This is a genomic window from Micromonospora costi, assembly GCF_003626655.1.
GTDB classification, from domain to species: domain Bacteria; phylum Actinomycetota; class Actinomycetes; order Mycobacteriales; family Micromonosporaceae; genus Micromonospora; species Micromonospora costi.
The window spans coordinates 1,349,601-1,376,149 of record NZ_RBAN01000001.1; the positions used below are offsets into that span (position 1 = coordinate 1,349,601).

General features: G+C 74.4%; 24 protein-coding genes. 11 read left to right on the plus strand and 13 right to left on the minus strand.

The genetic code is table 11. The annotated features are described in order from the left end of the window. Nucleotide 1: 1 nt before the first annotated feature. Nucleotides 2–775 carry a response regulator transcription factor gene (locus D7193_RS06100; RefSeq protein ID WP_377456395.1) on the minus strand — a complete coding sequence of 258 codons (774 nt, stop codon included), beginning with the start codon at nt 773–775 and terminating at the stop codon, nt 2–4. Next, on the minus strand, nt 751–2,004 hold the full coding sequence (locus D7193_RS06105) for a sensor histidine kinase (protein WP_120778332.1): 1,254 nt from the start codon (nt 2,002–2,004) through the stop codon (nt 751–753). Before D7193_RS06105 ends, D7193_RS06100 begins: the two co-directional genes overlap by 25 nt. 131 nt (nt 2,005–2,135) lie before the next feature. Between D7193_RS06105 and D7193_RS06110 the strand changes: the two genes are divergently transcribed. The 3 genes from D7193_RS06110 to D7193_RS06120 are packed head-to-tail and all read left to right on the plus strand — an operon-like array spanning nt 2,136 to nt 4,563. After that, entirely contained in the window at nt 2,136–3,029 is an 894-nt protein-coding gene (locus D7193_RS06110) for an ABC transporter ATP-binding protein (protein WP_120778333.1), read from the plus strand. Next, on the plus strand, nt 3,026–3,820 hold the full coding sequence (locus tag D7193_RS06115) for an ABC transporter permease (RefSeq protein WP_120778334.1): 795 nt from the start codon (nt 3,026–3,028) through the stop codon (nt 3,818–3,820). The genes D7193_RS06110 and D7193_RS06115 overlap by 4 nt, the downstream gene beginning before the upstream one ends. 2 nt (nt 3,821–3,822) lie before the next feature. Next, the gene (locus D7193_RS06120; RefSeq protein ID WP_120778335.1) at nt 3,823–4,563 is read left to right on the plus strand and encodes a YqeB family protein; all 741 of its coding nucleotides are present in this window, start codon (nt 3,823–3,825) and stop codon (nt 4,561–4,563) included. Nucleotides 4,564–4,584: 21 nt separating this feature from the next. Here D7193_RS06120 and D7193_RS06125 read toward each other — a convergent pair whose 3' ends face one another. After that, entirely contained in the window at nt 4,585–5,595 is a 1,011-nt protein-coding gene (locus tag D7193_RS06125; RefSeq protein ID WP_120778336.1) for a hypothetical protein, read from the minus strand. Between the two features lie 134 nt (nt 5,596–5,729). Beyond that, nucleotides 5,730–7,847 carry a M6 family metallopeptidase gene (locus D7193_RS06130; RefSeq protein ID WP_120778337.1) on the minus strand — a complete coding sequence of 706 codons (2,118 nt, stop codon included), beginning with the start codon at nt 7,845–7,847 and terminating at the stop codon, nt 5,730–5,732. A gap of 272 nt (nt 7,848–8,119) precedes the next feature. On the opposite strand from D7193_RS06130, the gene D7193_RS06135 reads away from it, so the two are divergent. Beyond that, complete coding sequence (locus D7193_RS06135; protein ID WP_120778338.1) at nt 8,120–8,656, plus strand: DUF1697 domain-containing protein; 537 nt, start codon at nt 8,120–8,122, stop codon at nt 8,654–8,656. 43 nt (nt 8,657–8,699) lie between these two features. Here D7193_RS06135 and D7193_RS06140 read toward each other — a convergent pair whose 3' ends face one another. After that, on the minus strand, nt 8,700–9,689 hold the full coding sequence (locus tag D7193_RS06140) for an MBL fold metallo-hydrolase (RefSeq protein WP_120778339.1): 990 nt from the start codon (nt 9,687–9,689) through the stop codon (nt 8,700–8,702). Nucleotides 9,690–9,844: 155 nt separating this feature from the next. Beyond that, nucleotides 9,845–10,738: a serine hydrolase gene (locus D7193_RS06145; RefSeq protein WP_120778340.1), complete on the minus strand. Its 894-nt coding sequence runs from the start codon at nt 10,736–10,738 to the stop codon at nt 9,845–9,847. A gap of 76 nt (nt 10,739–10,814) precedes the next feature. Between D7193_RS06145 and D7193_RS06150 the strand changes: the two genes are divergently transcribed. The 3 genes from D7193_RS06150 (at nt 10,815) to D7193_RS06160 (ending at nt 13,592) form a co-directional block, all read left to right on the plus strand. Beyond that, on the plus strand, nt 10,815–11,774 hold the full coding sequence (locus D7193_RS06150) for a LysR family transcriptional regulator (RefSeq protein ID WP_120778341.1): 960 nt from the start codon (nt 10,815–10,817) through the stop codon (nt 11,772–11,774). Nucleotides 11,775–11,960: 186 nt separating this feature from the next. Continuing rightward, complete coding sequence (locus tag D7193_RS06155; protein ID WP_241562825.1) at nt 11,961–12,812, plus strand: aldo/keto reductase; 852 nt, start codon at nt 11,961–11,963, stop codon at nt 12,810–12,812. Nucleotides 12,813–12,896: 84 nt separating this feature from the next. Further along, the gene (locus D7193_RS06160; protein WP_120778343.1) at nt 12,897–13,592 is read left to right on the plus strand and encodes a hypothetical protein; all 696 of its coding nucleotides are present in this window, start codon (nt 12,897–12,899) and stop codon (nt 13,590–13,592) included. A gap of 84 nt (nt 13,593–13,676) precedes the next feature. On the opposite strand, the gene D7193_RS06165 is transcribed toward D7193_RS06160, so the two are convergent. Next, nucleotides 13,677–14,519, minus strand: coding sequence for a helix-turn-helix transcriptional regulator (locus tag D7193_RS06165; protein ID WP_120778344.1), 843 nt, complete (start codon nt 14,517–14,519; stop codon nt 13,677–13,679). Nucleotides 14,520–14,622: 103 nt separating this feature from the next. Between D7193_RS06165 and D7193_RS06170 the strand changes: the two genes are divergently transcribed. Next, the gene (locus D7193_RS06170; RefSeq protein WP_120778345.1) at nt 14,623–15,378 is read left to right on the plus strand and encodes an SDR family oxidoreductase; all 756 of its coding nucleotides are present in this window, start codon (nt 14,623–14,625) and stop codon (nt 15,376–15,378) included. 232 nt (nt 15,379–15,610) lie between these two features. Here D7193_RS06170 and D7193_RS06175 read toward each other — a convergent pair whose 3' ends face one another. The 4 genes from D7193_RS06175 to D7193_RS33365 are packed head-to-tail and all read right to left on the minus strand — an operon-like array spanning nt 15,611 to nt 19,469. Then, nucleotides 15,611–17,152: a DUF6297 family protein gene (locus tag D7193_RS06175; protein WP_377456394.1), complete on the minus strand. Its 1,542-nt coding sequence runs from the start codon at nt 17,150–17,152 to the stop codon at nt 15,611–15,613. A 39-nt stretch (nt 17,153–17,191) separates the two neighbouring features. Then, nucleotides 17,192–17,875 (minus strand): ABC transporter ATP-binding protein, encoded by a 684-nt coding sequence (locus D7193_RS06180; protein ID WP_120778346.1) that lies wholly within the window; start codon nt 17,873–17,875, stop codon nt 17,192–17,194. A gap of 9 nt (nt 17,876–17,884) precedes the next feature. After that, a complete protein-coding gene (locus D7193_RS06185; RefSeq protein ID WP_120778347.1) occupies nt 17,885–18,460 on the minus strand; it encodes a GNAT family N-acetyltransferase in 576 nt (191 codons plus the stop codon). 22 nt (nt 18,461–18,482) lie between these two features. Next, nucleotides 18,483–19,469 carry a hypothetical protein gene (locus tag D7193_RS33365; protein WP_158674776.1) on the minus strand — a complete coding sequence of 329 codons (987 nt, stop codon included), beginning with the start codon at nt 19,467–19,469 and terminating at the stop codon, nt 18,483–18,485. Nucleotides 19,470–19,631: 162 nt separating this feature from the next. On the opposite strand from D7193_RS33365, the gene D7193_RS06195 reads away from it, so the two are divergent. The 3 genes from D7193_RS06195 to D7193_RS06205 are packed head-to-tail and all read left to right on the plus strand — an operon-like array spanning nt 19,632 to nt 22,077. After that, nucleotides 19,632–20,186: an NADPH-dependent FMN reductase gene (locus tag D7193_RS06195; RefSeq protein ID WP_120778348.1), complete on the plus strand. Its 555-nt coding sequence runs from the start codon at nt 19,632–19,634 to the stop codon at nt 20,184–20,186. A gap of 26 nt (nt 20,187–20,212) precedes the next feature. Next, entirely contained in the window at nt 20,213–21,226 is a 1,014-nt protein-coding gene (locus D7193_RS06200; RefSeq protein WP_120778349.1) for an ATP-binding cassette domain-containing protein, read from the plus strand. Then, entirely contained in the window at nt 21,223–22,077 is an 855-nt protein-coding gene (locus D7193_RS06205; protein ID WP_120778350.1) for an ABC transporter permease, read from the plus strand. Before D7193_RS06200 ends, D7193_RS06205 begins: the two co-directional genes overlap by 4 nt. Nucleotides 22,078–22,278: 201 nt before the next feature. Here D7193_RS06205 and D7193_RS06210 read toward each other — a convergent pair whose 3' ends face one another. Both D7193_RS06210 and D7193_RS06215 read right to left on the minus strand, forming a co-directional pair. Beyond that, the gene (locus D7193_RS06210) at nt 22,279–25,743 is read right to left on the minus strand and encodes an ATP-binding protein (protein WP_120778351.1); all 3,465 of its coding nucleotides are present in this window, start codon (nt 25,741–25,743) and stop codon (nt 22,279–22,281) included. Between the two features lie 66 nt (nt 25,744–25,809). Beyond that, entirely contained in the window at nt 25,810–26,490 is a 681-nt protein-coding gene (locus D7193_RS06215; protein ID WP_206611848.1) for a MerR family transcriptional regulator, read from the minus strand. Between the last annotated feature and the right edge of the window lie 59 nt (nt 26,491–26,549).

Consider the following 26,549-nt stretch of genomic DNA (forward strand, 5'->3'; position numbering starts at 1 on the left):
GTCAGACCAGGCCGGCGTCGTGCACGAGCAGCGCCACCTGCACCCGGTTGTTGAGGTCGAGGCGGGTCAGCAGGCGCGAGACGTAGGCCTTCACGGTCGCCACGCTCATGTGCAGGTCGCCCGCGATCTCCGCGTTGGTCCGCCCCCGGCCCAACGCGACGGCGACCTCCCGCTCCCGTTCGCTCAGCACGTCGAGCAGCCGCAGGGCGCGTTCCCGCCTGGGGTCCGGGCCGGCGGCCGGTACGGCGCCGGTGACGTGGGCGATCAGCGTGCGCGTGACCGCCGGGGACAGGGTCGCCTCCCCCGCTGCCACCCGGCGTACCGCCTGCACGATCTCGGCGGGCGGAGTGTCCTTGAGCAGGAAACCGGCCGCGCCGGCACGCAGTGCCCGGAGCACCTGCTCGTCGGCGTGGAAGGTGGTCAGCACCAGCACCTCGGGCGGGTCCGGCAGCTTCCGCAGCGCCTCGGTCGCGGCCAGCCCGTCCAGGCGGGGCATTCGGATGTCCATGAGCACCACGTCGGGCCGGCCGGCGGCGACCGCCGCCGGCACCTCCCCGCCGTCGGCGGCCTCCCCTACGACCCGCAGGTCCGGTACGCCGCCGAGGATCATCGACAGCCCGGCCCGGACCAGCGGGTCGTCGTCGACGACGAGCACCCGCACCGGCCGGTCCGGCGTGCCCGGCCCGTCGCCGCCGGCCGGGGGCACCCGGGGGGTCGCGCCCGGCGCCGGACCGGCCCCGTCGGCGCCGCTCATGCCGCCGGCCACGGCAGCCACGCGGCCAGCCGGAAGTCGCCCGCGTCGTCCCGCCCGTACTCCAGCCGGCCGCCGGCCAGCGTGACCCGTTCGCTGATCCCGACCAGGCCGGTGCCGGCGCCGGGGATCTCCGCGTCGGTCACCCCGCCGATCGGCCACCGGTTGCGGATCTCGACGGTGAGCCCGGCACCCGGGCCGCCGGAGACGCCGACGGTCACCACGGCCCCGGGGGCGTGCTTGCGCGCGTTGGTCAGCCCCTCCTGCACGATCCGGTACGCGCTGCGGCCCACCGCCGCGGGCAGCGACTCCGGGGCGGCCACCAGGTCGGTGGCGTTGACCCGGACGCCGGCCGCGCGGGACTCCTGGATCAGCGCCGGCAGGTCCGCGAGGGTGGGCTGCGGGCGCTCCGGCTCCTCCTCGGCGTCGGTCTCCGCGCGCAGCACCCCGATCACCTCGCGCAGGTCCTGGAGGGCCGCGTGCGCACTGCCGCGGATCACGCCGGCGGCCTTCGCGACCTCCTCGGCGGGCGCGTCCGGGCGGAACTCCAGCGCGCCGGCGTGCAGGCTGAGCAGCGAGATCCGGTGCGCGAGCACGTCGTGCATCTCCCGGGCGATCCGCGTGCGTTCGAGCTGGCGGGCCTGCGCCACCCGCAACTGCTGCTCCGCCTCGGCCCGTTCGGCGCGCTCCCGCAGCGACACCACGAGCTGCCGACGCGCCCGGACGAACATCCCCCACGCGAGCACGGTCACACTGATGACGACGCCCCACGCCGTGGACACCCAGTACGGCATGTCTGGCTCGGGCCGCAGGTAGGCGAAGGCGAAGTTGGTGCAGAGGCCGGCCGCGGTGATGGCCAGCGCGACCGCCGTGCGCCGGTGCACCACCACGGTGAAGTAGAGGATCAGCAGCGGGAACGCACCGGCCATCGAGAACGCCGTGAACGGCAGGCTGGCCACCGCGACCCCCACCGGCCAGCGCCGGCGGACCCACAGCATCCCGCAGCAGAGCAGCCCGACCAGACCGTCCGCCGCGATCATCCAGTCGTACGGCAGCCGGGGGGCGAGTTCCGGATCCGGCGCGGTCGCGTCCCCGGTCACCACGAGGACCCAGAACAACGACAGCAGGAAGGCGACGCCGTCCACGATCCAGTCGCGGGTGGTTCGCCTCGGGTGCGGCCGCGCCCGGTCGACCGGCACGCTCAACGCCCCGGGCAGCAGCCACGGGTGGTCCGGCACGACGGCGCTGGTCACGCGCCCATGCTAGACAGCGCCGGTGGCCGGCAGCCAGCTACCAAAGTCGACACCGGGCCTCGACCAAGGTCGGTGCGATCGCCGACCGCCGGCCGCTGCGCGCGGCCGGGCGGCGCGAGCAGGCTCGACACATGATCAGCGTGGAGAACCTGAGCAAGCGGTACGGCCGGCACCAAGCCGTCGACGACGTGTCGTTCCGCTGCGAGCCCGGCACGGTGACCGGGTTCCTCGGGCCGAACGGCGCCGGCAAGTCCACCACCCTCCGGATGCTCTGCGGGCTGACCCCGCCGACCGCCGGCCGTGCCAGCGTGGGCGGGCGGGCCTACCGGGACCTGCCCAACCCGGGACGGGAGGTCGGTGTGCTGCTGGACGCCTCGGCCCAGCACGCCGGGCGGACCGGCCGGGAGGCGCTGGCCGTGGCCGCGCAGACCATGGGGCTGGACCGGCGTGAGGTGGGCGCGAAGCTCGACCTCGTGGGGCTGGACGCCGCGGCGGCGCGGCGTCGGGTCCGCGCGTACTCGCTGGGCATGCGGCAGCGCCTCGGCCTGGCGCTGGCGCTGCTCGGCGACCCGCGGGTGCTGATCCTCGACGAGCCGGCCAACGGGCTGGACCCTGAGGGGATCTTCTGGATGCGCGGGTTGCTGCGCGACTTCGCCGACCGGGGCGGCACGGTGCTGCTCTCTTCCCACCTGCTGCGCGAGGTGGAGGCGGTCGCGGACCGGCTGGTGGTCATCGGGGGCGGCCGGATCGTGGCCCAGGGCGACAAGGCGGAACTGCTCGCCGGCGGCGGCACGCTGGTGCGCGCCCGCGACACCGGGGCGCTGCGCCGTGCTCTGGACGCCGCCGGCCTCGGCGCCCGGGAGGCGACCGACGGGCTCGTGGTCCGCGCCGACAGCGAGGCTGTCGGTCAGGCCGCCGCCGACGCCGGGGTCGTCCTCACCGAGCTGCGCCCGGACGACGGCGGGCTGGAGCAGCTCTTCCTGTCCCTCACCGCCGCCGAGTCGTCCAAGGAGGCCGGGAAGTGACCACCACGACCGCACCCACGGCACCCGCCGTCGCGCCCGAGCACCGTCCGGGCGTACGGAGGCCGTCCCTGCTCCGCCTGACCGCGGTGGAGCTGCGCAAGCTCTCCGACACCCGGGCCGGGCTGTGGCTGCTGATCACCATCGGGCTGGTCACCGCGGTGATCGTCACCCTCCAGCTGATCTACGCCGACGCGGCGGACCAGACGTTCGCGAGCTTCTTCGTGCCGTCGCTGCTACCCGTCGGGGTACTGCTGCCCGTGCTGGGCATCCTCTCCATCACCGCCGAGTGGTCGCAGCGGACCGCGCTCGTGACGTACGCCCTCGTACCCCGCCGGGAGCGGGTGGTCGTCGCGAAGCTGGTCGCCGTAGTGCTGGCCGCGCTCGCCTCCGTGCTGGCCAGCCTCACGGTCGCGGCGGCCGGCACGCTGATCGCCGGCGCGACCGGCGGCGCGGGGCGCTGGGAGTTCGACGAGGCGCTGCTGCTGAACGCCGTGGTCTTCCAGGTCGCCAACGTGCTGATGGGCGCCGGTTTCGGGCTGCTGCTGCTCAACACGCCGCTGGCCATCGTGACCTACCTGCTGCTGCCCACCGTGTGGTCGGTCGTCGGCGAACTGGTGCCGGCGCTGCGCGGGCCGGCCGGCTGGCTGGACACGGGCCGCACCATGGAGCCCCTGTTCAGCAGTTCCCTGGCCGGCGAGCAGTGGGCCCGACTGGGAGTGTCGCTGCTGGTCTGGCTGGCCGTGCCGGTGGCCGCCGGGCTCGTCCGGACGCTGCGTCGCGAGGTGGCCTGACCATGGCCGGCCGCTCCGGCACGAGGGTCGGCGGCGGCGCGACCGACCTGGTCGTGATGTGGGGCGGGTTCCCCCTGCTCGGCGCCGGGGCGGGCGCGCTGCTCGGCTCCGCGGCGGGCTGGATCTCCGACCTGCCGTGGGTGCCGCTGCGGGGCCTGTTCGAGGCGCTGTCCCGGCTGCCGCAGCCGCACGTGACGATCGGCGCCGCCTCGGTGGGGGTCGTGGCCGCGCTGCTGCTGGCCGGCGCGGGCACCGCCGAGCGGCTCACCGTGACGGTCGACGGGCAGCGTGCCGTCCTGCGGCGGGACGGCCGGGACCGGGACGTGTCCCGGCACGAGGTCCGGGCCGTCCTCGTCGACGGGCGGGAGCTGGTCCTGCTCGACACCGACGGGGGCGAACTGGTCCGGGAGACCTCGGATCTGGCCCGCGACCGGCTGCGGTCGGCGTTCCGGGCGCACGGCTGGCCGTGGGCGGAGGAGGATCCGCACCGGGCCGCGTACCGGCTGTGGGTGGCCGGGCTGCCCGGGCTGCCGGAGGGGGCGGACGCGCTGCTGCGGGCCCGGGAGCGGGCGGTGGAGAAGGACCGCCGCGACGACGTCCGGGAGCTGCGCCGGGAACTGGGGCGGATCGGGGTGGTGGTGCGGGACGAGGGAGGCCGGCAGTACTGGCGGCTGACCGGGCGGGCCGTCCTACCCGCGGCCGAACCTCCGCCGGCGACCCGGCCGGAGCCCGACCGTCGGTAGCGCCCCGGCGTGGTGCGGGCGCTACGGCTGTGGGCGGGCCGGTCGGCCCGCGACGGGAGCGTCCGCGAACGCCAGCCGGTTGGCCAGCAGCAGCGCCATCCCGAGGCCGGCGAGCACCCCGACCAGGGAGTACAGGATGTCGGAGTCGGCGGAGTTGATGGGGCTGTTGCCGGCCAGGGCCGTGAACGGGGCGCCGATCCGCAGGGTCATGGTGAGCAGGGCGGCGACGACCATCATCGCGGTGGGGCCGACCAGCGCGGCGAGGGCGGCCAGCCCCTGCCGTCCCCAGTCCGGCCGGCCACCCGGCCAGTCCCACGCCAGCAGGGTGACCCCGGTCAGCAGCACCGCGCTGAGGGCGAGTTGCGGCAGCATCCGGGTGCCGGGCGCGGTGGTGCGCAGCAGCCCGACGCCGAGCACGGCGGCCGCGCCCAACCCGACGGCCAGCCAGCACCGGGCCCGGGTCGCGGCCGGCGCCGCCGCGAGCGCCGCGGCGACGGCCACCACGACCAGCAGCGCGCCCGTGGTGAAGGCCGCCGGGTTCAGCTCCGGCTCCCGGTCGGTCGGCGACTCGATGGTGGCGGCCACCAGCGTCAGCACCCCGGCCACGCAGGCCGCGCCGGTGAGCACCGGCCGGTCCGGGCCGGGGGCGGGCGCGCGCATCTCGCGCCGTACGAGCGGGGTGGCGACCGCGGCGACGACCGCGCAGCCGGCGGCGGCGAGCAGCACGGTGGCCCCGGCGCCGGTCGGGTCGGCCCGGTCGACGGCCAGGTCGGCGGCGACCCAGGCGCCGCCGAGCAGCACCGCGGTGCGGCTCCACCACCGGTCGCCGCGGCCGGCGAGGAGCAGCCCGAGGACGACCGCCACGATGGTGGCGAACCGCAGGTCGCGGGCCCAGTAGGCGTTGTTGCCGGGGAACCGCTCGGACCACGGGCCGAGCGGCTCGGTCAGCGGTTGCAGCACGGTCATGTTGACCGCCCAGAGCACGGCGCCGACGGCGGCGAGGAGCAGCCCGGCCGGGCGCGCGAGTCGCATCAGGGAACGGTAACGGCCGCGTCGCCGCTCGGCGACCCCGTCGGGGCGCGTCCGTCCCGGAGGTTTCCGGACGGGTCGGAACGCGGACGGGCCCGCACCGGTGGTTCCGGTGCGGGCCCGCGGAACGGGTGGTGCTACTTGCCGGTGTTACGGACCTGGAACGCGTAGTCGGCGTCGAGGAAGGTGAGGTCGCCGGTCGGCAGGTTGGAGACGAGGACGGCGAAGTCGTCCTGGTTGCCGTTGGCGCACTTCGTCTTCAGGCCGCTCGCCGTGAACTGGTCTCCGGTGAAGCGGTAGACCCAGTTGCCGGCGCCGTCGGTGGTCTCACCGGCCGAGGTGGTGCCCGGCGTGAGGTCGCAGTGCGAGACCACCTGGACGGTCCAGTTGTTGTCCTGGGTGCCCGTGGTGGTGACCCAGTCGCCGGCCGGCGAGGACAGCGTGGCGTCGGCCCCGTTGACCCGCACGTCGTCGACGAACCAACCGGTGTCGAGGTAGGCGGCGTCGGTGGAGTAGCGGAACCGGACGTCGGTGGCCCCGGCCGGCAGGTCGGCGGTCAGGTGCACGTAGACCGGGTCGTCCACGAAGTACGCGCCGCCGGAGGTGCCGGTCAGGCCGTTGCCCTCCTCGTTGTTGCCGTGCGGGTTGTCGTCGGTGGTGACGATCTGCCCGGCGTCGTTGCGCAGCGGGACGGTGACCCACTGGCCGCCGACGAGCGCCTCGACGAAGCCGTAGTCCCAGCCCTCCTCGATGAAGTTCCAGCTCCAGAAGTCCAGCGAGGTGACCGGGCCGGAGGTGGCGACGTCGAGGACGTTGTCGGACTGGCTTTCGTAGCCGCCGTACCAGTGGGTGGTGCCGGAGTGCGGGGCGATCACCGTCTCGTCGTCGCCGTCGAAGGCGACCGCGACGGTCGGGCCGGGGTTGCGGAACCGCTCGACCGACAGGCCGAACGGCACGGCGGTGGTGTCGGGGCGGTTCTTGAGCCGCGCCCACTTGGCGGCCGGCGTGGCGCCCTGGTAGCTGCCGCGACCGCCCCAGTACACGTCGTCGGCGATGTCGATGGTCCAGGTCGTGTCCGCCGCGTCGCCGAAGTCGAACGCCTTGATGTCGTAGACCGGCGAGTCCTCGTCGTCGAGGTAGACGGCCACGGACCAGTCGCGGAACAGCTGCTCGGCGCTGCGGAGGTTGGCGCCGGTCGCGGCGTTGAACGTGTCGATGGCGTTCTGCACGCCGGTCATGCCGTCGGCCTGCTCCTCGAAGATCGTCTTGATGAGCAGGTCACCGGCCTTGCCGTCGTACTGCTTGTCCGGCGTGAAGGTGCCGTCGCCGTTGCCACCCGCCTGCTCCCACAGGTACTGGAAGTAGGTGAACGAGGCACCGTAGTTGGCCAGGGTGCCGCCCCACCGGGTCAGCGACGTCTCCTCGTAGAAGACCTGCTGGTTGGACAGGTGAGAGCCGCCCGCGTCCAGGCCGTTGAGGAAGATGGCGAAGTCGGCCAGCCCCTCGTCGACCCAGGACAGCTCGCCCGGGTCGCTGTAGTTGTGCAGCAGGTGCTGCAGCTCGTGGGCGACCGTGCCCTCGTACAGCTCGGGGCGGTCGTTGGCCGGGTTGTCGTCGCGCCACGGCGCGTCGTCCGGGCCGACCCGGTTCGCCCAGTCGAGGGCGTCCACGACGATGACGTTCATGCCGTTGCTGTCGATGAAGTCCGGCGCGAAGTAGCCCGCCGTGTACGAGGTGACGGCGCAGTCGTAGTACGCCTCGTCCTGGATGTTGTAGAGCACCATCACGAGCGAGTCGCTGGCCGGCTCGTCCGGGTCGGCCGCGTCCATGAGGCCGAAGTGCTCCTCGTCCACGGCGACGATCTGGTTGGCGAGCTTGTCGCCGACGTAGTTGATCTGTGCCTGGGTGATGGTGAACTGCGCGGCGGTGGCCGTGGCGCAGGGGGTGAACGCGTCGCCCGGGTTGTGGTCGAACTTCGGGTCGAGGCTGGCCACGCCGGCCGGCGCCGAGCCGTCCAGCGGGGTGCCGACCGGCACGTAGATGTAGACCGGCGTGCCGTCGGGGGTGGTGTTGGCGTACACCCGGGTGAAGTCCTGGTTGTACGTCCCGCCCGCCGCGCTGTCGTTGATCGGCAGCGTGATCGTCGGCTCGCCGGGAAGGTTCTCGTGGTCGTGCGCCTGTGCCGGGGCGGACACGGTGAAGGCGAGCGCGGTCGCACCCGCCACCGCGGCCGCGATCCGGCTCGGTCGTCTCATTCGCACGCAGCAGCCTCCTGCGGTGAAGACCGGACGGATAGGGCCGCCCGGTCGTCGATCCAATGATGTGGATGTAACGTTTCCAGGGCCGGTGACGCTGCACTGAAACCGCGTCCGACCTGGGGTTTCACCATCCGAGGAGACCACTTCGGACGGTACTTGCGAAGTGCCGGCGGGTAACAGGTGTGTCACGAACCTGCCGCCCGGCGGACGGTCGGGCGCGGACGGCCCAGCGCCTAGGCTGGTGACAGCCGGAGCCCGAGGAGGTCGCCATGGACCGGTACGTCGCGCTGCTGCGCGGGATCAACCTGGGCAGCCACGCGCGGATCGCCATGGCCGACCTGCGCCGCCTCGTCACCGGCCTCGGGCACGAGGACGTCCGGACGTACCTGCAGAGTGGCAACGTCGTCTTCGCGAGCGCGGTGCGCGACGCCGAGCGGCTGGCCGCCGGCATCGAACGCGCCATCGCCGACGAGCTGGGGCTGACCGTGCCGGTGCTGGTACGCGGCACCCGGGAGATGGCCGCGATCGCGGGCGGCAACCCGTACGCCGGTCGGGAGGACGACCCGACGAAGCTGCTGGTGGCGTTCCTGCGGGCGGCGCCGGAGCGGAGCCGGGTGGACGCGCTCACCGTGCCCGGCGGCGAGACCGCCGCGTTCACCGTGACCGGCCGGGAGGTCTACCTGCACTACCCGGACGGGTACGGGCGGTCGAAGCTGAGCAACGCGTACCTGGAGAAGAAGCTGGGCGTGGTGTCGACCACCCGGAACTGGAAGTCGGTGCGGGCGCTCGCCGACCTGGCGGCCTGATCCGGCGGGTGGCCGCGGCACCGCGACCACCCGCCGCCCCCGATCAGAAGTGGTACGCGGTGTCGTAGGCGGGCACGAGCACCCGGCTGCGCGGCGACGACTCGCGCACCGCGGCGATCAGCTGGTCGAGCTGCTTGCGGTCGCTCGGCGCCACGGTTGGCGGGTTGCGCAGCTCGGTCTCGAAGTTGTCGAAGTGCACCGGCACGACGACCTTCGGGTGGTCCAGGGCCGCCATCAGCCGGGGCACGTAGTCGGCCGTGACGTTCGTGCTGTTCAGCGCCACCATGGCCACGTCGGGCGCGATCCCGGCGAGGTTCCGGGCCGCGAAGTCGCTCGCGCCCATGAAGAACACCGACGGGCCGCCCGCGACCCGCAGGACGTAGTTCAACGTGTCGCCCTCGGGCAGGTCGGCGATGGTCGCCGGCTTCGCGGGCGGGTCCACCCGCACCCCGGGGAAGGCCACCGAGTACGACGCGTTGCGGCTGTGCAGCGAGGCCACCACCTCGACCGTGTAGTCGCCGAAGTCCAGCACCTCGCCGCCCTTGACCGCGCTGAGCTGCCCGGACGGCACCCCGTACGCGAGGCCGAGGTGGTATGCGGTCAGCGTGCCGAAGACCCGGGCGCCGGTGCGGCCCGCGATGTGTGGCACGTCCATGAAGTGGTCCCAGTGGGTGTGCGTCACGAGCACTGTCTCGGCCCGGTCGACGCGTGCGTCGACGACGTCGGCGCGCACCTGCAGCGACGTGGACGGGTTGAAGGCCCCCGCGAACAGCCCGGTGTCGATGCGGCTGAGGAACGGGTCGACTAGGACGGTCCGGTCGCCGATGTCGATACGCCAGCCGGCGGTGCCCCACCAGCGGAAGCTGACCCGGCCGACGCGGCGGGTGGTGGCGGCGGCCGGTGCGGCGGCACCCGCCGGTCCGGCGGCTCGTGCCGGTGCGGCGAGGGCGGTGGAGGCGAGCCCGCCGGCGGTCACCAGGGCGGTGGAGGCGGCGGCGTCGCGGAGGAAACGGCGTCGGTCGAGGTTGGGCATGCGGATGCGCTCCCGTCGTACTGGGCGATCGGATGACGGGAGCCAACCAGCGACCACCCCGCGACGTCCAAGATCAGCCAGCGCCACGGTCGATACGCTGCCGCATATCGGACCTGGTGGAGGCGGGTGTCACCGGCCGGACCGGCCGACGAAAGTCATGTGCCGCGCAGCGCCTCGACCGCCGTCCGGGCGGCCTCCCCCATGGCCAGGTCCACGTCGATGCGCCGGGTGTCGAGCTGCTCGGTGCGGGCGAAGACGGCGATGGCGTACCGGCCACCGTCGGGGTACTCGGCGACCCCGGCCTCCAGGTGCAGCCCGGGCAGCGTGCCCGTCTTGCCGGCCACCCGTACGCCGGCCGGGAAACCCGCCGCGAGCCGGGTCCAGAAGAGCTGGCGGGCCATCCAGCCGCGGACCAGGGCGCAGGCCTCCGGGGGACCGGCCTCGTCCCGCCAGACGAGGCCGAGCAGCCGGGTGATCTCCCGGGCGGTGCTGGAGGTGGTCTGCTCGGGATCGAAGACCCGCATGGCGCGTACCCGCTCGGGAGCCAGGGTGGGGAAGATCCGGGCGAAGTCGGCCTCGGTCCGCGCGCCCACGTCGGCCAGCATCACCTCGACGAGCTGCCGGGGACCGCCCACCACCCGGGTACGGGTGAGCCCCAGCTCGGCGGCGAGCATCGGCAGGAGATCCGGGCCGACCCGACGCAGCAGCAGGTCGGCCGCCGTGTTGTCGCTCACCGACATGGCGAAGTACGCGAGGTCGCGCAGGGACACCTCGGCGTCGTCGGCGCAACCCGCGAGCCCCCAACCGCCGAGGCGGTCGGCGGCGGTCACCAGGACCCGCTCGGTGGGATCGAGCTGGCCCGCGGCGACTTGGCGGGCGAACTCCAGCACCAGCAGGATCTTGAAGATCGAGGCGATCACCACCTGCTCGTCCGCCCGGACGGCGACCTCCCGGCCGTCGGCGTCCGGCGCGTCGAGGTCCACGACGTGCAGGTTCGCGCTCACGCCGGCCCGACCGAAGATGGTGCCGATCCGCTCCTCCACTGCCACTCCGGCACGGTATCGGCCGCCGCCCGCGGGGTCGGCCGCCGGGCGGCTTCCTGCGAGCCGGCGTAGGGTCCGGCTCGTGGACCTGCTCCGACACCTGCGGCACTTCGTGGTGGTCGCCCGCGAACTGCATTTCGGACGGGCCGCCGAACAGCTCGGCATGGCCCAACCGCCGCTGAGCCAGTCCATCCAGCGGCTGGAGCGCGAGCTGGCCGTCGAGCTCTTCGACCGATCCCGCCGCCAGGTTCGCCTCACCACCGCCGGTGAGCTGCTGCTCGGCGAGGCCGAGGAGCTTCTCGCCGGCGAGGGCCGGCTGCGCAACCTCATGCACCAGGTGCGCGCGGGCGCGCTCGGCGTCCTGCGGGCCGGCGTGCCGCCGGAGACGCCGGCGGTGACCCTGCGCGCGCTACTCGACCGGCTCGCCGACCGGGCGCCGGGCCTGGACGTGGAGCTGCACGAGCTGACCACCGGCGAGCAGCTGCGGATGCTCGCCGAGCGGCGGCTCGACGTGGGCCTCGTGCACCACCCCGTTCCGGAGGACGGGCTGCGCTTCGGCGCGCCGGTCGACGTACCGCTCGGGGTGCTGCTGCCGCGTACCTCGCCGCTGGCGCGCGAACGGGAGGTGGAGCTGGCGGCGCTCGCGGGCCTGGACCTGGTGACCGCCCCGCGGGCCACCGCCCCGGGCTGGCACGACCACCTGCTGGAGGTGTGCCGGCGGCACGGGTTCCGGCCCGGACGGGTCCGACCGGCCCGCAACCCGGAGTTCCTGTTCGGGTTGGTGCTGGCGGGCAACGGGGTGGCCATGGAGTCCGCGGCGACCGCCCGCCGGGAACCCCGCATCGCCTGGCGTCCGATCGCCGGCGCCCCGCTGGCGAAACGCACGTCGGCGGCGTGGCCGGAGCGCTCGGCCCACCCGGCCGCCGCCATGTTCGCCCAGCTCGCCGCCGAGGTGCTGGCCGAGGCGGAACCGGTGCCGGCCGGGGTGGCGCTGGCGCCCGCGCAACGGCCGTGGCCGGTGTTGTTCGACGCGGCCGGGTGAGAAGGGGGGCCAGGCGGCCCTGCTCCGGGGCGCGCGGTCGCTGCACCGCACCGTGGTCGAATTCACCCCGGTTCGGCCCGTGTTCCCGCGCCCGCGCCGGGTATGGGATCCGGATGGCGGGCCGGGACGCCGCGGGAGAGCGGTCTCCCGCCCCGGACGGTCGGAACGACGCGCGAAGGAGCCGCAGTGGCGAACACGATCCCCAGCATCAGCCTGAACGACGGCAACACGATCCCGCAGCTCGGCTTCGGGGTCTTCCAGGTCGAGCCGAGCGACACGACGAAGGCGGTCGGGAAGGCCCTGGAGATCGGCTACCGGCACATCGACACGGCCGAGATGTACGGCAACGAGGCCGAGGTCGGCGAGGCCATCCGCGCCTCGGGACTCGACCGGAGCGAGGTCTTCGTGACCAGCAAGCTGAGCAACGCCGCCCACCGGCCCGACGACGCCCGCCGGGCGTTCGAGGGGACCCTCGCGGCACTCCGGACGGACTACATCGACCTCTTCCTGATCCACTGGCCGCTGCCCACCCGGTACGACGGCGACTTCGTGTCGACCTGGAAGGCGCTGGAGGAGTTCCAGCGTGACGGCCGGGCCCGCTCGATCGGCGTGTCGAACTTCCAGGTGTCGCACCTGGAGCGGCTCGCCGCCGAGACGGACGTGCTGCCGGCGGTGAACCAGATCGAGGTGCACCCGTACTTCGGCAACGAGGAGGTCCGGGAGTACGGCCGCAAGAACAACATCCTCACCGAGGCCTGGTCGCCGATCGCCCAGGGCAACGTGCTCGGCGACCCGACCGTCACCGACATCGCCGAGCAGGTCGGCCGGACGCCGGCCCAGGTGGTGCTCCGGTGGCACGTGCAGCGCGGCGACATCATCTTCCCGAAGTCCGTCAGCCCGGCGCGGATCGAGGAGAACTTCCGGATCTTCGACTTCGAGCTGGACGACACCGCGATGGAGCGGATCACCCAGCTCGACCGTGGCCCGGCCGGCCGGCAGGGCGGTGACCCGGACACCTTCGACTGGGTGCCGGCCTGACGTAACACGCCGGCCGCCGGCGGCGCTGTGGAAAGGGGGTCCGACAGGGCCCTCTCTTCGCGTACGAAAGGATCGCGCCGCGCGATGTCGCCCCGCCGTGCCTCGTTGGCCCTGCTGTCGTTGCTCGTCCTGATCGGCTCGGCGGGCTGCGGCCCGGGCGAGCCCACCGAGGCGGCCCGCTGGTCCGAGCCGGCGTCGGCGTCCCCGACACCGCCCCCGCCCAAGCCGGCGCCGACCTCCACGGCCGAGGTCCGCACCCGGGTCACCTCGGGGATGCTCCAGCTGGACACGTCGTTCCACCCCGAGACGGCGGCCCACACCGAGGAGAACAGCGAGGCGTGGAAACTGATCTCGCTGTGCCGGGACAGCCTCCCGTCGGACCGCAAGCGCACCGCCTACCGGGAGCGAGTCTGGGACGGCGACACCGTGTGGATCCGACAGTACGTCGTCGGCTACCTCAAGGTGTCCGGGCGCAAGCTCGCCGACGAGCTGCGCTCGGTGCTGAAGACCTGCAAGCAGTACGAGGTGCCGAACGACGGGCGTACGTCGACGATCGTGCAGCCGTCACCGCCTCCCGTGCCGAACGGGCCGGACGTGATCACCTTCTGTGAGCGGTTGAAGGGCCAGTCGACCCGGCACCAGTGCACGCTCTTCCTGACCCGTGGCAACTTCGTGATGGAGGTGGACGTCTCGGGCGAGAACGGTGAGCTGGCCGCCGCCACGGCCCTGCTCACCAAGATCGCCCCGCTCGCCACGGCCGCGCTCCAGAAGATCGCCTGAGCCCGGCGGCACGGCCGGCGTCCGGCGCGGAGCCGGCCGGGCCGCGCGCCGCGGCTCAGGCGGGGCGGGCTCAGGCGGCGCAGCTCAGGCGGGGGCGTGCTCGGCGAGCCGGCGGAAGGCCCGCTGGGTGGGCGAGCCGGGCTCCGGAACGTAGACGATCATCCGCTGGTCCGTCTCCGGGACGTGCAGCACCCGGCACTCGAACTCCAGGGGGCCGAGTTCCGGGTGCTCCACCCGCTTGACGACCGGCCGGCGCTCCTCGACGTCATGCTCGGCCCAGACCTCGGCGAACCGCGGCGAGGTGCCGAGCAGTTCGGTGACCAACCGCCGCAGGCGCGGGTCGTGGGGGTAGCGGCCGTACGCGGCACGCAGGTCGGCCACCGAGGTACGCGTGAACCGCAGCATCTCGGGGTCGGTCCAGTGGGTGTCCGTGGCGGCCCACCGGAACATCCAGCGGACCATGTTGCGGTCGTCCGGCGGCACGTCCGCGAGATCGCCGATGAAGTACGTGGCCAGCCGGTTCCAGGCCAGCACCTCGTAGCTGGCGTCCACCAGGTACGCCGGTGTGTCGGCCATCGCGTCGATCAGGTGCCTTAGGCCGGCGCCGACCTCCCGGCTCGGGCCGGTCGACGGGGGCGGGCTCTCCCCCGCCACGCGGAACAGGTACTCGCGTTCGTCGCGGCTGAGCAGCAGCGCCCGGGCCAGGGCGGCGAGCACCTGCCGGGACGGGTGCGGGCCGCGGCCCTGCTCCAGCCGGATGTAGTAGTCGATCGACATGCCGGCGAGCTGGGCCACCTCCTGGCGGCGCAGGCCGGGTGTGCGGCGGCGTACGCCCTCGGGCAGGCCGACCTCGGCGGGGCGCAGCCGGGCGCGGCGGCTGCGCAGGAACGCCGCCAGTTCGTCACGGCGCAGGCCGGTGCTGGTCATGCGTTCCAGGGTGCCTCAGGTCCGGGCGGTCAGGGTGGTACCGCCGGTACCAGCCTCGCCCGGTCTCTCCCGGCCCGGCGGGCGCGACGGCACCGTCGAGGGCATGACGACGAACCTGATCGCCCTGGTCACCGGGGCCAACAAGGGAATCGGCCTCGCCACGGCCCGGCAGCTGGGGGCGCGCGGGATGACGGTGCTGGTCGGCGCGCGGGACGCCGAGCGGGGCCGGGCCGCCGAACGGGAGCTGCGCGACGGCGGGGCGGACGCCCGCTTCGTACCCCTCGACGTCACCGACGCCGAGTCGGTGGCCGCCGCCGCGAAACTGGTCGACGAGGAGTACGGGCACCTCGACGTGCTGGTCAACAACGCCGGCATCGTGCTCGGCGACGGCGAACGGGCACTGCCCAGCGAGACCACCGTGGACACGCTGCGCCGGGTGTACGAGACGAACGTCTTCGGGGTGGTCGCGGTCACCAACGCCCTGTTGCCGCTGCTGCGCCGCGCGCCCGCGGCCCGGATCGTGAACGTCTCCAGCGAGGTCGGCTCGATCGCCACGATCTCCGACCCGGAGAGCTTCATCTGGGCGTTGACCTCGGTGCCGTACCCCTCGTCGAAGGCGGCCCTCAACATGGTCACCGCCATGTACGCCAAGGAGCTGCGGGACACCCCGATCCGGGTGAACGCCGCGAACCCGGGCTACTGCGCGACGGACCTCAACGGGCACCACGGCTACCGCAGCGCGGAGCAGGGCGCCGAGGTGAGCGTGCACCTGGCGACGCTGCCCGCGGACGGCCCGACCGGCCAGCTGTGGGGTCACCTCGCCGACGACGGCGGCGGGTACGGCGTCCTGCCCTGGTGACGGTCGGTGCGGCGGCCGCGGCGGCGGCCGCCGCCGGGGCCGCGCCCGCCGTCGCACCCGCGGAGATCCGCACAACAACAGGGATGTAGTGGCCTCCCGGCGGCCCGGAGGCCACTACATCAGGCATGTTGCGCGATCTTGGGCGCCCGGACCCGGGCAACGCCGGACCGGCGGTGCCCGGACCCGGCAACGCCGGACCGGCGGCGCCGGGCTTGAACGCCCCGCGCGTCCCCTACAGGCCCACCGTCCGGGCGGTGGAGCGGCGGAACAGCGGCACGAGACAGCCGGCGACTGACACCGCCGCCTGGGTGAGCACCGCGGACCAGTCGAGCGCCTCCGGGGCTCGCGCGGTGAACAGGCTGATCACCGTCGGCAGGGCCAGGACCGCCACGACGTCCACCCCGTTCACCAGCCACAGCAGTACGCCGCTGGGGAACGCGCCGACCGGCGTGTCGATGAAGATCGTGCCGATGCTGCTGGCGCTGGCCCTGGCGCGGTAGAGGGCCGCGACGGCGGCCGCCGGGCCGGCCGCGACGCCGAGCGCCCACCACGGGCCGGACAGGTCGCCGGCCACCTGCGCCACGCCGAGGGCGAGCGCGCCCCACAGCACGGCGACCCCGGTGGGGACCACGAGTCGCTGCCCGTAGACGCGGCGGGCGGTGAGGCCGAGCAGCCGCAGCGTCGCCGGGTTGGACGCGTCGGCGTGGGTGGCCTCGCCCGTGATGCTGGCGGCGGCCAGCGCGCCGACCAGGACGGTGGCCGCCATCAGCCAGGCCGGCCCGTCGACGACGAGGGCTGGCACCATCGCGGTGCCGATCAGCCAGGGCAGCCGCCCGGGCCGACGGGCGACGTGGAGCAGGTCCTGCGCGACCAGCGGCGGCACGCGGCGGGCCCGCAGCAGCCGCGAGCTGCGGATTCCGGCCCGCCGCCGCCAGTACCGGCGGGCGCCCTGCTCGGCGAGGAACGAGGGCTCGATGGCGTAGACCGCGTCGGCGTACGAGCCCGTGGTGGCCGCCGCCTCGACGATCCGGTGGGTCGGCCAGCCGTCCAGCTGCCACCAGATGCCGACGAGGGCGGCGGCGGCCAGCGGCAGCACGGTGGCCGCCACGACCAGCACGATCGAGGCCGGGGGCAGCACCGCACCCGGAGGCGCGTACCCGCCGGCCAGCCGCTCGACGGCCGCGCCCACGACGAGCGCGGCGGCGACAGCGCCGGTCAGCCGGTCGACCACCCGGCCTGTGCCGGGGCACTGCTGGCAGCGGACCGCGAGCAGCACCAGGAGGAGCCCGGCCGCGGCCCCACCGGCCAGGCCCGCCGCGAAGGCGGTGTCCCCCGCCGGTCGTCCGGCGACACGACCGGCGACGGCGAGCCCGACCAGGCCGCCCACGACGACCGCGGTGAACACGGTCAGCAGCAGGGCGGGGGTGAGCAACGCCCGCCGGCGCACCGGCGCCACCAGCAGCCAGGTCGCGTCCGCCCGGGTGACCACGAGCGGGCCGGTCCGCCGCAGCACGTTGAGGAAGGCCAGCAGCACCAGCGCGGCACCGACCAGCACCGGCACCGACGGCCCACCCGCTTCGGCCGGCCAGACGACGGCGCCGAGCGGCCGGCCGACGAGGACCCCGGCCATGACGATCGCGAGCAGGACGCAGTAGACGCTGCTCGGATCGACCCGGCCGACGGCGGCGACCCGCATGCGCCGGATCCGGCGGCGGACGTCGGCGTCGCTGGCCGGGACGGTGACCGGCTCCCTGGTGGCCGTCACCGGCAGCACCCCGCACCCGTTCCGGACGGGCGGACGGCCCTCACCGGGTCAGCCCTCCGGCCGGGACAGGACGACCTCGTCCGCGCCGACGTCGCGCCAGAACTGCTCGTCGTGGCTCGCCATGAGCAGCGTGCCGCCGGTCGCCAGGTAGTCGCGCAGGTGCCCCGCGAGGGCACGCTTGGCCCCGACGTCGAGACGCTGTTCCGGTTCGTCGAGCACCAGCAGGCGGCTGGGGCGTACGAAGGTCGCCGCGAGCAGGAACCGCTGCCGCTGGCCGGAGGAGAGGGTGATCGGGAGGCTGTCGGCCAGCCCGGTGATCCCGAGCAGGCCGGACACCTCGTCGACGCGCCCGTCGGCCGGGTCCCCACCGTTGGCCACCCGCACCAGCTCCAGGTGCTCGCGTACGGTCAGGCCGTGGTACCAGGTCGGCGACTCCACGGTCGTCGCCACCTGCCGCCAGAACCCGGCGCCCTGGTCGGGCGCCGCACCGAAGACGGTCACCACGCCACCGGAGGGCGCCTGCAGGCCGGTCACGCAGCGCAGCAGCGTGGACTTGCCCACCCCGTTCTCTCCGGTGAGGGCGACCACGGCGCCCACGGGGACCCGCAGGCCCACGCCGTCCAGCACGGTCGTCGACCCGTACGTGACGGTCAGGCCGGTGACCTCGACCGCCGCGCCGTCGCTCACGCCCCGCTCGCGATCACGCGTGGCGCTGACCTCCCCGTTCCGCATCCCGCCATGCTAGTGACCCCCGGCCCGCTCCCCGATCACGTCGGCGGATGGCCCCGCGTCCCCCGGCTGGTCGCCCCCCGCCGCCGGCGCCGTCAGGTCGAGCCGCCAGTCGTTCGAGCGCATGAGCTGGCCCGGCGGGTACTCGAACTCGGTCTCGCCGAGCAGGGTGAAGCCGGCCTTGCGGCAGATCGCGTTCGAGGCCGGGTTGTCGACCGAGGGGAACGCGTGCGCCCACCGGAGGGTCCGCCGGGCGGCCGCCACCGCCACCACCGCCCGCACCGCGGCCGTGGCCAGGCCCCGGCCCTGGTGCTCGGGCAGCACCGCCCAGCCCATCTCGTACACCTGCTCGCCGTGCCACTCCCGTTCCCAGTAGCCGACGCTGCCGGCGCGCGTCCCGTCCGGCAGCACGACCGTGAACATGCAGCCCTTACCCGTGCCACCGAACCGCACGTAGCGCTCGTGCCGCGCCACCACCTGCTCGTCGGTCTCCGGGCCACCGGTGTGCGCCCGGATCTCCGGCGCGTTGAGCCGCCGCAGCAGATCGAGGTCGTCCTCGCTCCACGGCGCGATGCGTACCTGTCCCATCCCCCACCCCCTCGTCACCTTGTCATTCAACCCGCCCGCACGGCTCGACCCGGCGACGGGCCTCCCCCCGGCCGCGGACGGCACGTACCACCACGGCCAGCGTCGCCGCGCCGGCGACGACCCCCACGACCGCCTGGGCGCCGGCCACCCCCAGGTTCTCCGGCCACCGGTTGGCCTGCTCGGCGGCGACGGCCAGGTATCCGACCAGCGGCAGCTTCCAGCAGCTCCAGGCGAACAGGAATCCCGACGACACCCAGCCCAGCGTGACCGGAATCCACCGCGGCAGTCCGGGCACCCGGCCGCTGGTCAGCGCAAACGCGCAGGCGGCGGCGACGAGGGCCCACACTCCCGCGTTCCCGGTCAGCAGGCGCCAGTCCGGGTCGGCGAACTCCGGCTGTGCGAGGCCGAGGGTTCCGCCCGCCGCCCAGACGAGCTGCAGGACGCCGAGGACGGCCGTCATCGTGGCCGCGGCCACCCCCGAGCGACCGCCCGGCGGCCCCTTCCTGACCCGACCCTGGAACGCCGCCGGCCATCGTTCCCGCAGGTAGATCGGGAGCGCGACGGCCAACCCGAGGCCGAGCCCGGCGAAGCCGACGTCGATGAGCACGGCCTCCCAGACCGGCATGGTCGAGCCGTCCCCGCCCGTCGCGCCCCCGTTTCCGCCCGCCAGCGAGCCGACCAGCAGGTACGGGAGCATGGGCACCAGAAAGCCGCTGCCGATCCAGGCGCACGCGAGCAATGGCAGCGCCGGGATCCTCCGCCCCCAGGGTCGGGCCAGCGCGAGGCCGAGCACGATGCCCGTCGCCGCCATCACGATGGTGACCGCGTTGAGCAGGACCCAGCCCGCCAGGCTGAACTCCTCACCCACCTCGACGAGGCCGGACAGCCCGCCGACCACCCACGAGACCTTGATGAGCAGGTACGGCACCATGGCGGCCGCCGCCCCGTACGCGAAGACCACCCTGGTGCGGCTGCCCGGCGCCGCACCGCGCCCGTCGACGTCATCCATGCCCCTCACGATCGACCGCGCCCGACCGCCGTACCTCCCGCGCGCGAGGGAGGCGGGGGGAGATCGCCCCCCGGCCGCCGGTACCCGCTAGATCCGATCTAGCGGGTGCCGGGCCGCGCCTCGCGCCTGACGGGTGAGACCGAGAGGCCGGGAGGGGGAACCATGACACCGCTGCGACTCGCCGTGATCATCGGCAGCACCCGCGAGGGACGGATGGGCGACACGGTCGCCCGTTGGTTCGTCGACCAGGCCGGCCGCCGGGACGATATGGCGGTGAGCGTCCTCGACCTCGCCGACTACGACTTCCCAACCAGCTATCCGGCCGAGCCGACCAGCTCCATCCGGTCGTTCGTGCGGGAGGTGGGACGGGCCGAGGCGTTCGCCGTGGTCACCCCCGAGTACAACCACAGCTTTCCGGCCTCGTTGAAACAGGCGATCGACTATGCGTACGACGAGTGGCAGGCCAAACCGGTCGGCTTCGTGTCGTACGGCTGCCGCTCCACGGGCCTGCACGCGGTGGACCAGCTCCGCACGGTCTTCACCGCGCTGCACGCCACGACCATGCGCGACGTCGTGGGCGTCGACCTGCTGTGCGGCGAGCCGTCGCCGCTGCACGCCGACCAGCTCTGCCAGGACGCCCGCGTCCTGCTCGACGAGCTCGCCTGGTGGGGCCTGGCGTTGCGCGACGGTCGCGCGGCGCGCCCCTACGTCTCCTGACCTGGTATGGAAGGAAGGTACGGATCATGAGTAAGCGCACGACCGGCCTGGCCGTCGAGGCCGAGGGACTGACCCGGTCGTTCGGGGAGACCCGGGCTCTGGCCGGGATGGACCTGAGCGTCCCCGCCGGCACCGTCTACGGTCTGCTCGGTCCCAACGGGGCCGGCAAGACCACGGCCGTACGGGTCCTCGCGACGCTGCTGCGGCCCGACGGCGGGCGAGCCCGCGTCTTCGGCCACGACGTGGTCGCCGAGGCCGACAAGGTACGGGCGCGGGTGAGCCTCACTGGCCAGTACGCCTCGATCGACGAGGACCTGACCGGTGTCGAGAACCTGATCCTGCTCGGCCGGCTGCTGGGCCTGCGCAAGCCGGCCGCGCGGCAGCGGGCGGACCAGTTGCTCGCCGCGTTCGGGCTGACCGACGCGGGCGGCCGGCAGGTGAAGAAGTACTCCGGCGGCATGCGGCGCCGCATCGACATCGCGGCCAGCATCCTGAACACGCCCGACCTGCTCTTCCTCGACGAGCCCACCACGGGCCTGGACCCGCGCAGCCGCAACCAGGTGTGGGAGATCGTCCGGGCGGTCGTCGCCCACGGCACCACCGTGCTGCTCACCACGCAGTACCTCGACGAGGCCGACCAGCTGGCCGGCCGGATCGCCGTCGTCGACCACGGCCGGGTGATCGCGGAGGGCACGCCGGGCGAGCTGAAGTCGTCGGTCGGCTCCGGCACCGTCCACCTGCGACTGCGCGACGCCGGGCAGCGGCCCGAGGCCGAGAAGGTGGTGCGGGCCGCGCTCGGCGTACCGGTGCAGCTCGAACCCGACCCGGTGGCGCTCACCGCGCGGGTCGGCGGTGAGGGCAGCGACCTGGCGGCCAGCGAGCAGGCCGCACGTGCCCTGGCGGACCTGGCCCGCGCCGGCATCGTCGTCGACGACTTCTCCCTCGGCCAGCCCAGCCTGGACGAGGTCTTCCTCGCCCTGACCGACCACCCCGCCGTCCCGGACGACGAGCGGGACGAGCAGCTGGAGGCAGCCCGATGAGCGACACCGCCACCACGACCGGCCGCGCGCCGTCCGTCTACGTACCCTCCGCCGAGGCGCTCGCGACCGTCCTCGCGCCCGGCGAGCGGCCGCCGAGGCCGAGCGCCCTGTCGGCGTCGCTCACCTTCGGCTGGCGGGCACTGCTGAAGATCAAGCACGTGCCGGAGCAGCTGTTCGACGTGACCGCGTTCCCGATCATCATGGTGCTGATGTTCACGTACCTGTTCGGCGGCGCCCTCGCCGACAGCCCCCGTGACTACCTGCAGTTCTTCCTGCCCGGCATCATGGTGACCAGCGTCGTGATGATCACCATGTACACCGGGGTCGGGCTCAACACCGACATCGAGAAGGGCGTCTTCGACCGCTTCCGTACGCTGCCGGTCTGGCGGCCGTCCGCCCTCGTCGGCATGATCTTCGGCGACCTCCTGCGGTACGTGCTGGCGGCCGTGGTGATCCTCGGCGTCGGGCTGGTGCTCGGCTTCCGGCCCGACGGCGGCCTGATCGGGGTGGCCGCCGGGATCGGCCTGCTCGTGGTGTTCTCGTTCGCGTTCTCGTGGGTCTGGACGTTCTTCGGCCTGATCCTGCGCAGCGAGAAGTCGGTGATGGGCGTGAGCATGATGGTGCTCTTCCCGCTGACCTTCCTCAGCAACGTCTTCGTCGAACCCAGCACCATGCCGGGCTGGCTCCAGGCGTTCGTGAAGGTCAACCCGATCACCCACCTCGTGGCCGCCGTACGTTCCGCGATGGCCGGCTCGACGGACCCGTCGAACACGATGTGGCTGCTGCTGTGGAGCGCCGGCTTCGTGGTGGTCTTCGGGACGCTGACCATGTACCGCTACAACCGTCGCTGACCTGCTCCCCGACCGCCCGACGGGCGTCGCCACCCCACGTGGCGACGCCCGTCGCCCGTGATCCACACCAGATCAGCGAAATCGCGGTGTCCACGCCACCCGGACACCGCAACTTCAAGGAAATGGAGTCGATCAAACCTCCGGCACGCGACCGGCCCGGCCGCCGCGTTGCCCGGCAGCCGGGAACGGCGCGCGGGTGGGTCAGAGGCGCCAGGGCAGGGGCTCGGACGGCAGGTAACGGCACGTGCCTCCGGTCGAGACGGCGTCGCGCAGGTGGCCGGCGAGGGCGGGGTGGCGCTCGTCGAGTTTGCGCAGCGTGTCGCGGATCCGGGCGGTCACCGTCTTGCGGGCCCGCTCGGCCTCGTCGCCGAGACGGCGGCTGCGCCCGGCGAGTCCCGCCGCGGCGCGTAGCTCGGCGAGGAGCGCCACCCGTTCCGCCTCCAGCGCCGCGACCTTCGCCGCGTCGTCGCGGGTGGCGGCGCGGTCGATCTCGTCGTCGAGGCGTTCGAGGTGGCGCCGGTAGCGGGCCTTCGCCTCGTCGTCCAGCACCGGGTCACCACCCATGCGGCGGGCGGCGACGAGGTCCGGCCCGGCGGCCGGGTCGAGCAGTTCCACGGCCGGTACGTCGGTGCCGGGCCGGCTCAGCAGCAGGTGCAGGTCGTGCAGCCCCTTCGCGTCGGGCAGGTGGACGACGGTGTCGGCGTAGGCGAGCTGCCAGACCGGGCCGTCGCGGCGGAACTCGTACCGCGCCTCGCCCGGGCCGGGCCTCACGGCGACGGGCTCCGCGACGCCCGGCGCGCGGTCGCCGGCGCCCACTGTCGCCAGGGTCGGGCCGGACGCGACCGCGCCGCCCTCGTCGGTCCGGGTCGCCCGGCCGACAACACTCGCGACCGCGCCCGCACCGATGCCGCCGGATGGCACGACGGGCTCGCGCGCGTCGACCCCGCCGGCCACCGCGCCAGGCCCATTGGGCTGAGCGATGTCGACGGCGGCCAGCCGGTCGAGCACCTGACGCATGCCCAGGGCGGACGCCTCCCGCTCGGTGGCGGCGCACAGCTCCGCCGCGGCGGCCGCGTCGCCGGGGCCGGCCCGCCGGGCCAGCGCGTCGACGAGGGCGGCGCGTGACAGGACGGACCAGGGGCGGGCGCCCATCCGGTCGGCCGCGGCCCGGGCCGCGCCGAGGGTGGCGACCGCGTCGTCCCAGCGCTCCTGCGCGGCGTCGAGCAGCCCCAGCCAGTGGTCCACGGGGCCGCTGACGTCGCACCCGAAGAGCGCCACCGTCCACTGCCCGCGGTACGGGGCCAGCGCCGCGCGCGCCTCCTCGCACCGTCGCGGATCACCCGACGCGGCGGCGGACTGCGCCCGCAGGCGCAGCCACAGCGGCGACAACCAGCGGGCGTACGTCGTGGCGGTGGCCTCGATGCCGTCGGTGAGCCGTACCGCCGTTTCGACGTCGCCGCGCTCGACGGCCGTGATGGCGCGGGCGAGGTCCAGGTACGGGTAGTCGGCGCTGTCGAGCCCGTCGAGGAGCGCGTCGATCTCGGCGTACCGGCCCTGGAGCAGCAGCCGCGCCCAGCGCAGGTGGTGGGCCATGAACGCGAAGTCGGATGGCGCCTGGTCACCGATGTCGTCGAGGGCGGCGAAGTGCCGGTCCGCTTCGGCGAAGTCGCCGCGGAAGCTCGCGATGATGCCGGCGTCGATGGCCGCGGCCATCCGGTGCCGGGCCACCTCGCCGGCCTGGCACCCGGCGACGAAGGCGGTCAGCTCCTCCAGGTAGTGGGGGTCGTCCAGTTCGAGCAGGGCGACCCATCGCAGCGAGGTGGCCCACAGCTCCGTCTCCCGGTCGCCGGTCCGGCGGGCCACCTGCCGGATCTCGGCGGTGATGGCGGCCCGGTCGGCGGCCGTGCCCAGCCCCCAGGTGGTGTCGTGGCGCGCCCACAGGCTGAAGGTCAGCGCCTCGTCGTCCTGCCCCCGCCGAGCCAGCGTCTCGGTCGCGGTGATGAGGTCGGTCACGAGCGTGGCGACGGCGGCCTCCTCGTCGGGCTCGCCGATGAGCCGCCGGTACGCCTCGCGCAGCAGGCCCTCGGAGTGGTCGCCGGCGTCGTCGTCCTGCCGGTGGCGCTGGACGCTGAGCGCCGCGCGGGCCAGCGTCCCCGGGTCGTCGAGCGTCACCGCGAGCGCCGCGGCCTCGTGGAGCAGCTGCCGCGCGACGTCCGCCCGGCCACAGTGGAACAGCAGCTGGGCCAGCTCGATCATGATCTTCACGCGGTGCGCCTGGTCCCGTACGACCTCCAGCGCCCGCCGGAAGTGGAGCGCCGACTCGTCGCTGGCGAGCCGCCCGCTGGCGTCCCGCGCGGCTGCGATCAGCAGCTCGGTGGCTCGGGCCGGGTCGAGGTTGGCGCCGGCGAGGTACGCGTGGCGTGCCAGGTCTGCGGGGACCAGCCGGTCGACGAGGTCGGCCGAGCCGTCCACCGCGCGGACGACGGCGGCGTGCCGCGCACGCCGGTCGTCGTCGCCGAGGCCGTCGTAGAGGGTCTCCCGGACCAGGTCGTGCGCGAAGGCGAACCGGCCGCCGCCGCGAGCCACCACGAGGCGGGCGGTCGAGGCGTGGTCGAGGAGCCGGTCGACCTGCGCCACGGGGGCCGCCACGCAGGCGGCGAGGACCTGCCGGTGGAACGCGCGGCCCAGGACGGCGGCGACCGTGAGCGCCTCGACGACGGCCACCGGGAGCTGGGCGAGACGGCGGCGTACGGCCTCCCGTACGCCCGGGGCCACCGTGCCCACGGCGCCGCCGGCCCGCCACAGCCGGGCGGTCTGCTCCACGAAGAACGGGTTCCCGCCGGTCCGCCGGTGCACCTCGTCGACCAGGTCGGGCTCGGGCTCCCGCCCGGCCGTACGCGCCATGAGCGCGCCCACCTCGTCGCGGGACAGGCCGGTGAGGGTGAGGGTGGTCGCCTTGACGAGCAGCGGCATGAGCAGCGGGCGCAGGGGATGGTCGCCCGACTCGACCTCCGCGTCCCGGTAGGTGCCCACGAGCAGCAACCGTTCGAACCAGGTGTGCTGGGCGGCGAACCCCAGCAACCGCAGGGAGGCGGGATCGGCCCAGTGCAGGTCGTCGAGGACCACCACGACCGGCCGGTGCTGGGAGACCGTGACGAGCGCGGTGGTCACCGCGTCGTGGAGGGCGAACTCCCCGCGCTCGGCGTCCTCGCCACCGGCCGTCTCCTCGGTGCGGGGGAGGCCGAGCAGCCCGGGAGTGCCGCTGCCCGTGCCGGCGGCGAGGCTCAGCGGACCACCCGGCGGCGCACCACCGGGCGGCGCGCCGGTGTCGGCGGGCCCGCCGCCCAGCACCGCGAGGGCCGGCTCGGCGGCCTGCCGCGCCACCGCCCAGTCGTCGGCGGAGCGCCGCAGACCGCGCAGCACCTGCACCCACGGCCAGTAGCCGGGTGCGCTGTCGGAATCCCAGCAGGCCGCGCCGAGCACGAGCGCGCCCTGCCTGCGGGCCTCGCGTGCGGCGGCCGTGACCAGCGTCGTCTTGCCGATGCCCGGCTCGCCGGTGACCAGGACGAGGCCGCCGTGGCTGGAGGTGGCCCGGTCGAGTTCGGCGCGTAGCAGGCCGGCGGGGTGGTCCCGCCCGATGATCGCCTCGCCGAGCTGCGCGTCCATGACCTCTCGACGGTAGCGGAACCGTCCGACAACCCGCCGACCTTAAAAACCCGCGGCAGAGCGCCGTCACCGGCCGGCGGCCGCCAGGTAGTCGGCCAGGCGGCCGTCGGCCACCAGCATCGCCCGGCCCCGGGCAGCGAGCCGCTGCCGCCAGCCGTCGAGTGAGGCGGCCAGCGGCGCGGCGCCCTCCGCGGCGCGTACCTGATCCATGACGGTCGCGATGTGGTCCAGCAGGTAGCCGCCGCGACGCAGCAGGTGCGCCAGCTCCGCGTCGCGTACGTCGTCGGGGCCGTAACGGCGCTGCCGCGTACGGTCGCGGGCCGGCGTCAGGATGCCGGCCCGTTCCCACTTCCGCAGCGTCGCCGGAGTCACCCCGATCCGGTGGGCGAGCGCGCCCACGGTCAGCGGCCGGTCGGGGCGGCTCCCTGCCGGCGCCGAGGTGAGCACGGTGACGGTCGCCTCGACGGCGTCGAGGGTCTCGCGATCGCGCAGCAGTTGGGCGTGGCCGCCGTCCACGGCCCGCAGCGCCGCGTCGACGTCGCCGCGGGTCGCGGCCCGCATGATCTCGGCGGCGACCCCGTAGCCGTACGCGGGAACGAGCGCCAGGTACGCGCGCAGAGCGACGGCGTGCAGCGCCGTGTACGCCCGGTAGCCGCTCGGGGTGCGCCGGGCGGCGGGGAGGACGCCGTCGCGCTCGTAGTTGCGGACGGCCTGCGTGGAGATGCCGTGCTCGCGGGCCAGGTCCACGGGCCGGTAGGCGCGGTCTCCGGTTGGAAGGTTCAGGGGTGCGCTCCCGCGTCAGCCTC